Here is a 13,538-nt window from a genome sequence, read left to right on the forward strand (position 1 = left end):
TTGCCCTACTGCACCCGGAATACAGGACGGAAGTTGGCGGGCGCGAAGGCTTCGTCGGTATCCAGCTGGTCGATGTTGGACTGATCGTAGAAACGCCCGACCGGGATGATGGTACGCAGGACGTCCTTCTGTTCCAGCAGCTTGACGGCTTCGTTGATGGACATCCGGGCGATGTTCACGGCGGGCTCGAGGAATGACGCCTCGATGGCCTTCTGCTTGATCCCCTGATAGACGCCGGGGGTCATGTACAAGGCCACCAGCTTGACGTCGCCGAGGCGATTGCGCGAACGCAGCACCGGCACGCCCGCCTCCGCCGTTACCGCCGACCCCACGATGTAGTCCAGGTCCTTGTGGGTCTGCAGCACGTCTTCGATCAGGCGGGTCTGCACCTCTTTGCCCAGGTCGCCGTACTTGGTCTCGACGATCTCGATCGCCCCGCCCTTGACGCCCTCTTTGAAGCCCAGGTCGAATTGCTCGACGAAGCCTGCGCCGGCAGGCCCCGGCAGCCAGGCCACCTTGACCTTGGGCGAACCCTCGGGATGGCGCTTGACCAGGTATTGTCCCGAGTTGTAGCCCTCGGCGTAGGGCGACGCCAGGACATGGGCGCCCACATCTTCGGAGGACACGCCGTTGAACACGTCGACCACCGGAATCTGCTTTTTCTTGAGCTCGGCCAGCAGGTTGTTCAGGCCGTCGCGCGATACGGCGCCCAGTATCACGGCCTGGGCGCCGCCCGCCACGCAGTTCTCGATCTGCGAGATTTGGTTGTTGAGCTGCGGATATCCGCCCGCATCCATTACCTGCAGATGAAGTTTCAGGCGTTTGGCCTCTTCGACCATGCCGTAATTGGCGGCCATCCAGAAAGAGTCCTTCAGATGCGGGTAGGCCGCACAGATCTTCCAGGGCTTGGCGGCGCTCTCGACGCCGCGGTACTCCACCACCGAGACACTGCCGTCCGCGCCGACCGAGTTGACCTGCAGGGGAAACCAGTCGGCGGCCGGAGCCGCGCCCGAGAATGAAAGCGCACCGACCAGCATCAATGTATTGCGTAGGGAACGGCTTTTCATGGTTGATTCCTCCGAATCCTTTTATATTTTTGCATACAAATTTGTACGCACTTTGATTATGAAGAAAAAAAATCAGATGTGCATCAGGGTATGCCCGGGATTCCGCTTGGCGCATGCGGCCCGGCCGCCCTCTTCCTCAGTCAGGCAACAGCGCCCGCTGGGCCGCCCGTTCGGCGCGCTCTTTGGCATCGAGTTCGCTGACCGACATGTGGACGTCGTCGTGCATGACCAGGCGTATCACCTGCTGTCCCCAGGGCACCTCGGTCTTGTCCGCCAATTGGGTGGCGCCCGCCTCGACCAGTTGCCGCGCCGCCGTCTCGGCCTTGTCCACCTCCACCCGCAGCGCGAAGTCGCGTCCGAAAGACTCGCCCGCCTCGTGCCGGTCGACGAAATTCCATTGTTCTTCGGAGAACAGCTCGATGGCGGCGGGCGCCACGGCGAACAGCGCGCCCCGCTCTCCGCCCGGGTGCTCCCAGACTTCGGTGGCCTTCATGCCCAGGCCGTCTTCGTAGGTGCGGATTGCGGCGTCCAGATCGTCCACCTTCATGCAGAAGCGCAGCTCGCGGAACTTGCGCGCCATGCCGCCCGGATGGCGTTCGTGGCGGCTGACCAGGCAATACAGATGGCCGTCCGGCGCATGGAAGTGCGTCCAGGCCGCGCCCCAGTTCTCGCCCGCCACGCCGCGGTGGACCTCGCCCACGAACTCCACGCCCTTGGCTTCGAGTTCGCGGCGCGCCTCGTCCACGTCGGCCACCAGAAACCCGGTGACGGGGTGGGAGAAATGGCTGTGCTCGGTGTCGGTGGGCTTGAACACCTCGAAGGCGTCGCCATTGGGCAAGCCGAACACCACGGCGTCCTGCTGTTCCATGTGCACGTCCAGCCCGAGCACGTCGGCGACGAAATCACGCATGCGCTTGTATTCGGCTGTGCGCGAGCCCAACCACACCAGTCCCAGAATCTCCATCTTCCATCCTTTCAGAACATGCGTCTTCGCATGAATATTGTCTCTTTACATGGCGCCCTTTCAGGCGCCGCCTGGGCTCATCTGGCTCTTCCGCCCGGCTTGGACATGCCGCGTATGGCCAGGCCGCTGTCGGCGTTGAACACCGAACCCGTAATGTGTCCGGCGTCCCGCCGCGACGCCAGCAGGGCGTACAGCCCCCCGTAGGCGTCGGATTCGGGAATGGCCTGCAGCGGCACGGCGCGCTCGGTGCCTTGCAAGACAGAATCCTTGGGCTGCTGGCCCAGGGCATTCAGACCCTTGAGCGTAGTGGGCGCGATGCCGGGCGCCACGCCGTTCACGCGGATGTCCGGCGCGAATTCATAGGCCAACTGCTTGATCAGGCCCACGACGGCGTGCTTCGACGCCGTATACAGCGCCCCTCCGCCCGAGCTGGAAAAGCTGGCAAAGGACGCCGTGACGATGAGGCTGCCCTTGCTTTCGACCAACGCGTCGTAGGCGGCTCGCGCCGCGAACAGCACGCTCTTGACGTTGACGGCGAACAGTTCGTCGAAGCCCCTGTCGAGCGCTTCGAAGTCGAGGTCGGCCAGCGCCACGTTCTGGTCGTAGATGCCCGCGTTGGCGCAGAACACGTCGAGCCGGCCGAACTCGGCCAGCGCCGTTTCCACCAGTCGGCGATTGGCCTGCGCCTGGGCCACATTGGCCTGCACCGTTACGATGTCCGCGCCGAACTCCTCGTCCAGCCGGCCGAGAAGCTTCTGGTCGATGTCCGCGGCCACCACCTTGGCGCCTTCGGACACATAGCGCCGCACGATGCCCCGGCCGATCCCGCCGCCGGCCCCGGTGACGATGGCGACGGTTCCATCGAGACGGTTCATTGCTTCCCCTTCTTGCATAGCCTCGGCCGAATGCCTCATGCCTGGGCCGGGACTTCGGCCCGTGCATCGGCCTCGTCGGCCTCGAAACGCAAGGCCGGAAACCGGTCCGGCGGCGCGCTCATCATGGCTCCATAGAAGCGGAACAAGTTGCGCTGAACGCCCTCCTCGAAACGGCTCTTGTAGACGATGCCCGGCCCGGGCCAACTGCCGTCCTTGATCTGCGTGGCGATGCCGACTCCCGGCAGGCCCATTTCATAGTTCATGTCCATTTGCAGCTTTTCGCCTGCCACGGAGCGGCCGGTGCGGGCGATGGTGATCCAGGGCTCGGTATCGTCGATCTCGAAGGTTCCGCCCATGGAGAATGTGGCCAGCCCCGAAGCGTAAGTACGCTGCTTCAGTTCGGGCGTCATGTTCTTGTAGCCCACGAACCAGTTCCAAGCTTCGATCTTGCCCGGGCCCTTGGGCTGCCAGCAGCGGATGGTCAGCATGCCGGTCGCCGGATGCTTGGACGCATCGTCGGTGGTGGGCAGCAGCAGGATGGAAAAGTTCGGAAATACGTTGCCCACAAAGACGCGCGACATGCGGGCCGCGTCGAGCTGGTGCTGGGAAATGCGCGAGGTGTCGAAGGTGCTGTTGAGCTCTTCGGGAAAGCCGAAGAAGCGCGGACCGGGCTCTTCCTCGCTGGCCGCCATGGAGAAGGACAGCGAATGCCCGGGCGAGGCCTGGATGTGATAGCCCTTCATGTTCTCGGCAAAAGGCACCGGAAAGGCGCCGATGTCGATGGCCGACCGATGCAGGGTGCCAAGGTGGTAGTCGTCGCCCGAGAAGTTGTCGGCGCCGGACTTCCAGTCGGCCTCGATCACGAAGCGCTGCGGCGGCGCAAGCACCTCGACGCCGTGCTCGTTAAGGCCGAATACCAGATCCAGGTACCATGCCATGTCGCCCAGGTATTCCTTCAAAGGCGGCGTCTTGTCGTCCAGCGTGGCAAAGATCAGGCCCTGGTAGCTGTCCACCTGGGTGGCGGGAAGCAATCCCTTGTCGGCTTTCTCCATTTCGCCATAGGCGCTTTTCCACAGCGGAGCGCCGGTCAGGCGGCCCTTGATGTCGTAGGTCCAGCCGTGGTAGGGACACACGAAGCCCTTGGTGTTGCCGGCGCTGGCCCGGGCCACTTTGACGCCGCGATGGCGACAGGCATCGAACAATACATGGATCCCACCCTCCTGATCACGCGTGACGATGAAGTCGTCTTCGCCGATCTTGCGCACCACATAGTCGCCGGCATTGGGAATCTCCGACTCGTGGGCCATGAAAACCCAGCAACGCCCGAAGATCTGCCGCAGCTCCTGCTCGTAGACCGCTGAATTGCCATACAGCCCGACAGGCACCCGGCCGTGATCGACGCCCTCGTGCAGCCTTTGGAGCAGGCCTTCTACCTCTTCTGATTTTTGCGAAACCGTATCCGTGTTTGCCATGATGAACTCTCCGAACAAACGACTCAAAATATGATGGCCAGGTTATGCGATGCAATGGCCGTGGTGTCGAGGTAGACAACACGCCTCGCCAGCAGGAAACCGTCGCCGGTCTGCTCGAGCACGTCATGGCGCTCGCCGGAAAAAATCTGCGGAGCCGTTTCGTCCTGGCGCGTCCGGTACAGCAGCAGGTTCGAACGCACTTCCACCCGGCTGTCCCTGGGCTGGCCGACACGCACATTCGTAATGAAGTGGCGTGTGCGCGACTGGGGGTCTTCGGCCCACGAGTGCCCAGTCTCGGCCTGCGCCAGCTTGCTGTTGAGCGAGCCCCAGCTTTCGACAAGATGGTATGCCCCTTCCACGAAACCCTTGCCCCGGCCGCGCCCGACCGTCTGGCGCAGAGGCAATTGATACACCACGTCTTTGCTGACCAGCTTCTCGAGCCACTCGCGCTCGCGCTGGTCGTCCAGCATTTCGGCTTCGACCAGCAGCCAATCGGCCACCTTGTCGCGCAGCGAGGGATCGGCAAGCACTCCCAGTCCACTCAACCCGTTGTTCATTTTTCAGACACTCCTTCAGAGATGTTCTTTTCGTCCTCGATTCTGATGTCGTAATTTTGCATGCAAATTTGTGTGCAAAATATTGGGGTTTTCACTCATCGCGTGCAAAGGCGGGACGCAGATGCAAAAAAAGCGCCTGGAGGCGCTTTTTAAGAATGAAAGGCGGGAATTCGAACTGGTCAGGAATTCGGGCTGGCCGCCAGATCGAACAGGCTGGTGGCTTCGACCTCCAGCACCTGCTCTTCGCGCTGGTTGTACATGCGCCAGGTCCAGCGGATGATGCCGAGATCTTCGCGCGAGGACGATACCCGCACCGAATCGACCGTGATTTCGAGCCGCAGGGCGTCGCCGGGCCGCACCGGCAGCATCCAGCGGATACGCTCGACGCCGGGCGAACCGAAGGATTCGGAATCGTGCAGCGCGGCGTGCACCGTCATGCGCATGGCCAGGCTGCAGGTGAGCCAGCCGCTGCCGATCAGCCCGCCCCAGCGGCCCTCTTGGGCCTTGGCCATGTCGGTGTGGAACCACTGGGGGTCGTACAGCTTGGCATAGGCGATCATTTCCTCTTCGCTCAGCACGACGGGCTCGTGGCGAATGACCATGCCGTTTCGAAACTCACTAAATTTCATACTCGCAATCCGGAAGATGGGTCAGTAAGTCTCGAAATGCAGCCTCCCTTGCGACTTGAGCTGTGCATGGACTTCGGGCCAGTTGCGCCCGGCGCCCTCGACGGTGTCCTTGAGGGCTTCGATCACGCCGGTTTCCATTCCCTTCAGACCGCAGACATAGATGCACGTGTTGGCATCGTCCAGCAGCTCGAGGACGTCGTCGGCCCTTTCGCGGATCAGGTCCTGCACGTAACGCTTGGGCTTGTCAGATGCTCGAGACAACGCCAAATTGATGTCGATAAAATCTTTGGGCAGGTTCATGAGCGGGCCGAAATACGGCAGCTCGCGCTCGGTGCGTGCGCCAAAAAAGAGCATAAGCTTACCATTAAAGGCCTTGTTCTTGGTAAGGCGGCGGCAGCGCTCCGTCATGGCCCGCATCGGCGCCGAGCCCGTGCCCGTGCAGATCATGATCAGGTTCGAATGCGGCAGGTTGGGCATCAGGAAGGTGTTGCCGAAAGGGCCTATGACCTTGACCTTGTCGCCCTTCTGCAGGTCGCACAGATAGTTCGAGCACACGCCGCTCACGGGCTTGCCGTCATAGTCGGTGGTAACCCGCTTCACCGTCAGCGACAGGTTGTTGTAGTTGGGGCGTTCGCCGTCGCGCGGGCTGGCGATGGAGTATTGGCGCGCATGATAGGCGCGGCCCTGCTCGTCGGTGCCGGGCGGAAAGATCGCGATCGACTGGCCTTCCAGCACTGGGAACGGCAGCTCGCCGAAATCGAGCACGATGTGATGGATGGCATTGTCGGTATCGGCCTCGGTGAGGCGGTAGTTGCCGGCCACGGTGACTGTGGCGATGTTCTTGTGGGTGTACAGATTGACGTAGGGATGGGCCGCGGACCAGGGCGGAATGCTGGCGCCGGCCGCCGTCGAAGGCAGGCCCTCGAGCTCGGACGTCACGTCGTTGTCGGCCACGGCTGCGGCGGCTTCATCCGACACCGCGGCGGCCTCATCGGCGGACGTCTCGACCGCCTCGGCCGGCAGCTCCTGCTCGGCGGGCAGTTCGGACCAGCTGTATTGATCTTCGAGCGAATAGGCGTCGGCGGCCACCACGCGCAGCCAGTTGTCGATGGCGCCCGTGGGACAGGGCGGCACGCAAGCCATGCAGCTGTTGCAGATGTCGACGTCCACGACGTAGTTGTTGGAATCGTGGGTGATGGCATCGATCGGGCAGGTTTCTTCACACGTGTTGCAACGGATGCAGATCTCTGGATCGATCAGGTGTTGTTTGATTACGCGATTGGGGGTTTCGACTGTCATTCTAGGTCTCCGTATCGCCAGAGTCGCCACTTCAGGCAGGCCCGACCAATGGAAGGCTTGCCGGGCCGCGCGCTTGCGCGGCCCGGCGGATGCCCTGATTCAACAGGGCGATGCTGGGTTAGTTGAAGCGCACATATTCGAAGTTGATGGGCTGGCGGTTGATGCCCATGACCGGCGGCGCGATCCAGTTGGCGAACTTGCCGGGCTCGACGACACGACCCATCAGCGACGCGACGAAGGCGCGGTCTTCGGGCGTGGGCAGCCAGGTGTTCTCGTGCATCTTCCATTGCTCGTCGGTCAGCACCTCGCCCTCGGGCGAAACGCGGATGCCGGCCAGCGTGCCGATCTTGCGGTTGAACGCCTTGTGGGGCACTTGCAGGCGGAAGGCGATGCCCTGCTTCTCGAGCACCTTGTTCCAGCGGCCGACGCCGGCCATCGAGTCCTTGATGAAGTCGTCGCGCAGCACTTCGTTCAGTGCGTTGAGCATCGGCACTTCGATTTCACGCAGCTGGCCGTTCTGCACGTCGAGGATCTTGTAGGTGTCGTTCTTGAGCAGATGGTCGTCGGTGCGCTTGCTTTCTTCGTAGCGGCCCTTCAAACCCGAGCTGTAGAAGATGGCGGCGTTGGACGACTGGTCGGCGCCGAACAGGTCGATCGTGACGCTGTAGTGGAAGTTCAGGTAGCGCTGGATGGTGGGCAGGTCGATGACGCCCGCCGCGCGCAGGGCCGCCGGATCGTCGGTCTTGAGTTCGTTCATGACCTGGGCGGTACGCTGCAGCACACGGGACACGCCGGATTCGCCCACGAACATGTGGTGCGCTTCTTCGGTCAGCATGAACTTGGTGGTGCGGGCCAGCGGGTCGAAGTTCGACTCGGACAGCGCGCTCAGCTGGAACTTGCCGTCGCGGTCGGTGAAGTAGGTGAACATGTAGAAGGCCAGCCAGTCGGGGGTCTTCTCGTTGAAGGCGCCCAGGATGCGGGGGCTGTCCTCGCTGCCGGAGTTGCGCTGAAGCAATGCATCGGCTTCTTCGCGGCCGTCGCGGCCGAAGTAGCGGTGCAGCAGGTAGACCATGGCCCACAGGTGGCGCCCTTCTTCGACGTTGACCTGGAACAGGTTGCGCAGGTCGTACAGCGAGGGGGCGGTCAGGCCCAGGTGGCGCTGCTGCTCGACCGAGGCGGGCTCGGTGTCGCCCTGGGTGACGATGATGCGGCGCAGGTTGGCGCGGTGCTCGCCGGGGGCTTCCTGCCAGACGTCTTCGCCCATGTGCTCGCCGAAGTGGACCTTGCGCTGGCCGTCCTGCGGGGTGAGGAAGATGCCCCAGCGGTACTCAGGCATTTTCACGTAGTCGAAGTGCGCCCAGCCGTCGGGCTGCACGCTGACCGCCGTGCGCAGATAGACGTCCATGTTCTGGGAAGCCTCGGGGCCCATGTCCTGCCACCATTGCAGGTAGTTGGGCTGCCAGTGTTCCAGCGCGCGCTGCAGGGTGCGATCGCTGGAAAGATTGACGTTGTTGGGAATCTTCTCGGAATAGTTGATGCCAGACATGTCTGTGCTCCTTAATGGATCTGATTATCTTGCGTTTACACGCGGTTCCAATCGAAGTTGGCCTTCTCGCCCTTGCCGTACAGCTTGAGCGCACCCTTGTCGCCCGAAGCGTTGGGGCGGTAGAAGATCCAGTTCTGCCATGCGCTCAGGCGGCCGAAGATGCGGGTTTCCATGCTTTCGGCCACGCCGAAGCGCAGGTTGGCCTCGAGGCCGGTGAGCGAATCGGGCGACAGCGCGCTGCGCTCTTCCAGAGCCAGGCGGATCTCGTCGTCCCAATCGAGGCTGTCCAGCGCATAGGTGACCAAGCCGAGCTCTTCGGCTTCGGCCGGCGCGATGCGCTTGCCGATGGTGGCCGCGACGGCCTGGATGGCGGGCTCTTCCTCGTAGAAACGACGCTGGATACGGCTTTGACCGCTGACCATGGGGTAGGTGCCCAAGTTCAGCGGGCTGACGGCTATCTCGGCGCCCTGCTCGGCATCGGGATCGTCCAGCATGTAAGTGCGGTCGCAGGCCAGCGCCAGCTCGAGCAGCGTGCCGGCGAAGCAGGAGCCGGGCTCAATCAGGGCGAACAGCGAGCGCGAAGTGACGTCCAGGCGGGCCAGCGTGCGGCGCAGCATGCCGCGGGTTTCGCGCACGAACCAGTGGTCGGCGAATTTCTCGAGCGTGGCGTCGGCTTCGAGCACCTTGGCGATGTCGCCCTGGGTGCGAAATACCCAGGTGCCGATGTCGAGCTCATTGGTGCGCAGCTGCAGGATGGCGTCGTCGAGTTCGCGCGCCATCTGCAGCGGCCACCACGAGACGCCCTCGGCCACGATGGCGTCGACATCGGCGGGCACGGACTCGGGGCCGCGCACCACCAGGTTGGCAATGCGTTTCTGGCGGTCGATCTGGACTTCCACATACTTGTACGACAGGCCGTTCTCGGAATCGGTGCGCTGCAGGGGGGTGAGTTCGACGCCCTTGGCGTCGGCGGGACGGTCGCTGCCCGCGGCCAGCTCGGCGGCGCGCTTCTGAACGCCCTCGGCGAACTGGGCCGGCTTGATGACGTCGTCGACCAGGCGCCATTGCTTGGCGCGCTCGCCGCGCACGCCTTCGACCAGGGTGCAGAAGATGTCGGCGCGGTCGTGGCGCACCTTGCGCTTGTCGGTCACGCGGGTCAGGCCGCCGGTGCCGGGCAGCACGCCCAGCAGGGGCACTTCGGGCAGCGAGACGGACGAAGAGCGGTCGTCGACCAGCAGGATCTCGTCGCAGGCCAGCGCCAGCTCGTAGCCGCCGCCCGCACACGCGCCGTTCAGCGCGGCCACGAACTTCAGGCCGCTGTGGCGGCTGGAGTCTTCGATGCCGTTGCGGGTTTCGTTGGTGAATTTGCAGAAGTTCACCTTCCAGGCATGGGAGGAAAGGCCCAGCATGAAGATATTGGCGCCCGAGCAGAAGATGCGGTCCTTGCCGCTGGTGACCACCACCGTGCGCACTTCGGGATGCTCGAAGCGGATGCGCTGCAGGGCATCATGCAGTTCGATGTCGACGCCCAGGTCGTAAGAATTGAGCTTGAGCTTGTAGCCGGGGCGCAGGCCGCCTTCTTCGGCTACGTCCATCGTCAGCGTGGCGACCTCGCCGTCGAAGGACAGCTTCCAGTGCTTGTATTGGCTGGGGTCGGTGCGGAAGTCGACGCGGTTGGCGGCGGTTTGCTCGACCGCGGGGGTGGCGACTTGATTCATCGATATCTCCTAATATTTTCGAAGCCCGAACAATGATGCATCTTCTAAAGATGCATGCATAATAATGCAAGTCAGACTATGCGTCAATCAAAACATGCACGAAAATGCATGGCAACTCAGGCGGCCTGCAGCGGCAGGCCGGCCGCTTCCCGGATGTGGGTGCGCAGAATGTCGAAGGAATCGGAAAGCGAGTGATTGCTGGTCGAGCAGATGAAATCGGCCTTGGAATAAAAAGCCTCGCGGCTGGCGAGGATGCGCTTGAGGTCGGCCATGGCCTCGTTGTTGCCCGCCATGGGACGGAAATCGCCCTGCGCCATGACCCGGGCCATGTGGTCTTCGGGCGTGGCCTTGACCCATACGCTGTAGCAATGGGCCAGCATGAGATTCATGGTGGAGGGCTCTGACACCAGGCCGCCCGGCGTAGCCAGAACCATATCCGGATACAGCTGCAGCGCCTCTTCGAGGGCCCGGCGCTCGTAGCGCCGGTAGGCGGTGGCGCCGTACAGGCTGTGGATTTCGAGTATGCCGCAACCCGCCACCCGCTCGATCTCGCTGCTGAGTTCGATGAAGGGATAGCCGATATCGGCCGCCAGCATGCGCCCCAGCGTGGACTTGCCCGCGCCGCGCAGGCCGATCAAGGCGATCTGGCGCAGGCGGTTGCGGGGCGGCCTTTCGGGCTGGCCGGCGAACAGTTCGGAAAGCGTCTGGCGGGCCAGCTGAAGCTCTTGTTCGCCGCGGCCTTCGAGCAGTTCACGGATCAGCAGCCATTCGGGCGTGGAAGTGGTGACGTCGCCGACCAGTTCGGCCATTGCGCAATTGAAAGCCCCCGCAATGCTTTGCAGCACCAGGATGGACACATTGCCCACACCTCGTTCGAGATTGGCCAGATGCCGCTCGGACACCGCCGCGGCCCGGGCGAGCTCCTTGCGCGTCATGCCGCGCCTTGCGCGCAACCGCCGCACGCGCTCGCCCAGCGCAAGCAGGTAGGCGTCGCGCACTGTCTCCGTATTGGCCGCCGTGGCGGCGACCTTATCATCTAGTGCTTTATTCTTCACCCAGAAAAACCCTAAGAAAGCCGTTGATATGCATTATAGTGCTTGACATGACAGAAGAAAAGGCATAATTTTCAGCCTGACAAGCACATCGGATCGGCGCCCGGCAGGTCCCAGGCCATGCGCCCGAGCCGATCCAAGAAGGACGCAACATGAGCAACATCGAGACATTTCAGGGGCTTATCCGCCAGGTAACAGATTTTATCGGCGCCCAGCCCCTCGACAAAACCCTTCAGGAAAAACTGAATAAGCAGTTTCCTTACGGCGGCGACGTCTGTCAACGCATTGTGGAGGCCTGTAGAACCGGGGTCCAAGAGGGCTGGATGTGCCAGTACGAAGCCGGCGGCCTGCGTTACGGCCGTGTCATCAAGCCCGCGGCCGAACTGCACAATTATTCCGTCGACGTCGTCGACATGGAAGACATCGCCGGCCCCCACCATCGGCATCCCAATGGCGAGATCGACCTCATCATGCCCATGGCCGCTTCGCAGGACGCGCGCTTTGACGGCCAGCCGGGCGGCTGGCTGGTGTATGGACCCGATTCCGCCCACAGCCCCACCGTGACGCAGGGGCGCGCCCTGGTGCTCTATCTGTTGCCCGAAGGCAAGATCGAGTTCACCCGGCACTAGGGCCTGTTGACGCTACAAGGACAGTCCGCAGGCCCGAGGCGCGCCACGGCCGGCCGTCTTTCCGGCGGACTCCGTTCGCCCCGCTCTAAAAACCGAATTGGATACTTATGAAGAAACTTGCTAACTATGTTCAAGGCCGATGGCAGGAAGGCACCGGCGACGGCGCCGTCCTGGTCGACCCCGTTCTGGGCACACCGCTGGTTGCGGTCTGCGCCAAGGGCGTGGACATGGCCGCCGCCTATGACTTCGCCCGCGAACAGGGCGGGGTCGCCCTGCGCAAGCTCAGCTACGCCGAGCGCGCCGGGCTGCTGTCCCAGGTGGCGCAGGTGCTGCAGGCCAATCGCGACAAATACTACGACATCTCGCTGCAGAACTCCGGCACCGTCAAGAACGACACGGCCGTCGACGTCGACGGCAGCATCTACACGCTGTCTTATTACGCCAAACTGGGCGCCAAGCTCACCGACGGCCAGGTGCATCTGGACGGCGACTCCGACTCGCTGGCCAAGGACAAGGCCTTCGCTACCCAACACATCGAGGTTCCCGCGCACGGCGTCGCCCTGCTCATCAACGCCTTCAATTTCCCGGCCTGGGGGCTGTGGGAAAAAGCCGCCCCCGCCCTGCTTTCCGGCGTGCCGGTCGTGGTCAAGCCCGCCACGGCCACGGCCTGGCTCACTCATGAGATGGTCAAGGACGTGATCGAAGCGGGCATTCTGCCCGAAGGCAGCCTGAACATCGTCTGCGGGCGTCCCGAAGGCATGATGGACGCCCTGAACGGCCTGGACATGGTGTCGTTCACCGGTTCGGCCGACACCGCCGCCACCCTGCGCCGGCATCCGCGCATCCAGCATGACGGCGTGCGTTTCAACGCTGAAACCGACAGCGTCAACTGCGCCCTGCTCGACCCCGAAGGTACGGGCGCCGACCTGCTGGTGCGCGAAGTGGTGCGCGAGCTCACCATCAAGTCCGGGCAGAAATGCACGGCCATCCGGCGCATCCTGGTGCCCGAAGCCAGCTACGACGCCGTCGCCAAGGCCATCGCCGACAAGCTGCAGACGATCACCGTGGGCGATCCGCGCAACGAATCCGTGCGCATGGGCAGCCTGGTCAGCGCCCAGCAGAAAAAAGCCGTCCAGGAGGGCATTGAACTGCTGGCCGGCCACTGCGACGTCGTCTTCGACGGCCGCAACACCCCCATACTGGCCGAATCGACCGACCATGCCTGCGTGGCGCCCATGCTGTTCGGCACCCGCGATCCCGACGGCCTGGCGCTGGTCCACGAAACCGAGGTCTTCGGCCCCGTGGCCACCATCATGCCCTACCGCGACCCCGAGCATGCCTATGCGCTGGCCCGCCGCGGCATGGGTTCGCTGGTGGCCTCCGTCTATGGCGAAGATCCCGGCTTCCTGGCACGTGCCGCGCTGAGGCTGGCCGAAAGCCACGGCCGCGTCCACGTCATCAACAGCGAGGTCGCCAAAGTACAGACAGGGCATGGCAATGCCATGCCGCAATCCAACCATGGCGGTCCCGGACGCGCCGGCGGCGGCCAGGAGCTTGGCGGCCTGCGCGCCCTGGCCTTCTATCATCGCCTGGCCGCCATCCAGGCCCCGCCCGAGGTCCTGGCGCAGCTCACCGCCAGCCCCTGATAGGCCCCGCCCGTTGAAGCACGACCCACGCAACACCCTATAAGACAACCCAACCGACACAAAGACGCCCAGCGCCGCCAGCAG

Annotated in this window: 12 protein-coding genes; 2 read left to right on the forward strand and 10 right to left on the reverse strand. The window is 63.4% G+C overall.

The genetic code is table 11. The features are described from left to right. Positions 1 to 5: 5 nt before the first annotated feature. From torT to CSC67_RS14730, 10 genes are all read right to left on the reverse strand, one after another. On the reverse strand, positions 6 to 1,067 hold the full coding sequence (gene torT, locus CSC67_RS14685) for a TMAO reductase system periplasmic protein TorT (protein ID WP_118995189.1): 1,062 nt from the start codon (positions 1,065 to 1,067) through the stop codon (positions 6 to 8). Positions 1,068 to 1,203: 136 nt separating this feature from the next. Further along, complete coding sequence (locus CSC67_RS14690) at positions 1,204 to 2,031, reverse strand: VOC family protein (RefSeq protein ID WP_118995190.1); 828 nt, start codon at positions 2,029 to 2,031, stop codon at positions 1,204 to 1,206. 77 nt (positions 2,032 to 2,108) lie between these two features. Then, complete coding sequence (locus CSC67_RS14695) at positions 2,109 to 2,906, reverse strand: SDR family NAD(P)-dependent oxidoreductase (protein WP_118995191.1); 798 nt, start codon at positions 2,904 to 2,906, stop codon at positions 2,109 to 2,111. Between the two features lie 35 nt (positions 2,907 to 2,941). Continuing rightward, a complete protein-coding gene (locus CSC67_RS14700; protein WP_135227471.1) occupies positions 2,942 to 4,378 on the reverse strand; it encodes an aromatic ring-hydroxylating oxygenase subunit alpha in 1,437 nt (478 codons plus the stop codon). 23 nt (positions 4,379 to 4,401) lie between these two features. After that, positions 4,402 to 4,935 carry an aromatic-ring-hydroxylating dioxygenase subunit beta gene (locus CSC67_RS14705; RefSeq protein WP_118995193.1) on the reverse strand — a complete coding sequence of 178 codons (534 nt, stop codon included), beginning with the start codon at positions 4,933 to 4,935 and terminating at the stop codon, positions 4,402 to 4,404. A gap of 179 nt (positions 4,936 to 5,114) precedes the next feature. Next, positions 5,115 to 5,564 carry a MaoC family dehydratase gene (locus CSC67_RS14710; protein WP_118995194.1) on the reverse strand — a complete coding sequence of 150 codons (450 nt, stop codon included), beginning with the start codon at positions 5,562 to 5,564 and terminating at the stop codon, positions 5,115 to 5,117. 21 nt (positions 5,565 to 5,585) lie between these two features. Next, positions 5,586 to 6,863: a benzoyl-CoA 2,3-epoxidase subunit BoxA gene (gene boxA / locus CSC67_RS14715; RefSeq protein WP_118995195.1), complete on the reverse strand. Its 1,278-nt coding sequence runs from the start codon at positions 6,861 to 6,863 to the stop codon at positions 5,586 to 5,588. 118 nt (positions 6,864 to 6,981) lie between these two features. Continuing rightward, positions 6,982 to 8,409 (reverse strand): benzoyl-CoA 2,3-epoxidase subunit BoxB, encoded by a 1,428-nt coding sequence (gene boxB, locus CSC67_RS14720; RefSeq protein WP_118995196.1) that lies wholly within the window; start codon positions 8,407 to 8,409, stop codon positions 6,982 to 6,984. A gap of 35 nt (positions 8,410 to 8,444) precedes the next feature. Beyond that, entirely contained in the window at positions 8,445 to 10,127 is a 1,683-nt protein-coding gene (gene boxC, locus CSC67_RS14725; RefSeq protein ID WP_118995197.1) for a 2,3-epoxybenzoyl-CoA dihydrolase, read from the reverse strand. A gap of 116 nt (positions 10,128 to 10,243) precedes the next feature. Further along, positions 10,244 to 11,182 carry a helix-turn-helix transcriptional regulator gene (locus CSC67_RS14730; RefSeq protein ID WP_118995198.1) on the reverse strand — a complete coding sequence of 313 codons (939 nt, stop codon included), beginning with the start codon at positions 11,180 to 11,182 and terminating at the stop codon, positions 10,244 to 10,246. 149 nt (positions 11,183 to 11,331) lie between these two features. Here CSC67_RS14730 and CSC67_RS14735 point away from each other — a divergent pair, with 149 nt between their 5' ends. Together CSC67_RS14735 and CSC67_RS14740 are read left to right on the forward strand one after the other, a co-directional pair. Continuing rightward, positions 11,332 to 11,808, forward strand: a complete 477-nt coding sequence (locus CSC67_RS14735) for a 4-hydroxylaminobenzoate lyase (RefSeq protein WP_118995199.1) — start codon at positions 11,332 to 11,334, stop codon at positions 11,806 to 11,808. A 107-nt stretch (positions 11,809 to 11,915) separates the two neighbouring features. Then, positions 11,916 to 13,454: a 3,4-dehydroadipyl-CoA semialdehyde dehydrogenase gene (locus CSC67_RS14740; RefSeq protein WP_118995200.1), complete on the forward strand. Its 1,539-nt coding sequence runs from the start codon at positions 11,916 to 11,918 to the stop codon at positions 13,452 to 13,454. Positions 13,455 to 13,538 lie beyond the last annotated feature (84 nt).

The organism is Pusillimonas caeni (genome assembly GCF_003545815.1).
In the GTDB taxonomy this organism is placed as follows: Bacteria; Pseudomonadota; Gammaproteobacteria; order Burkholderiales; family Burkholderiaceae_B; genus Pusillimonas; species Pusillimonas caeni.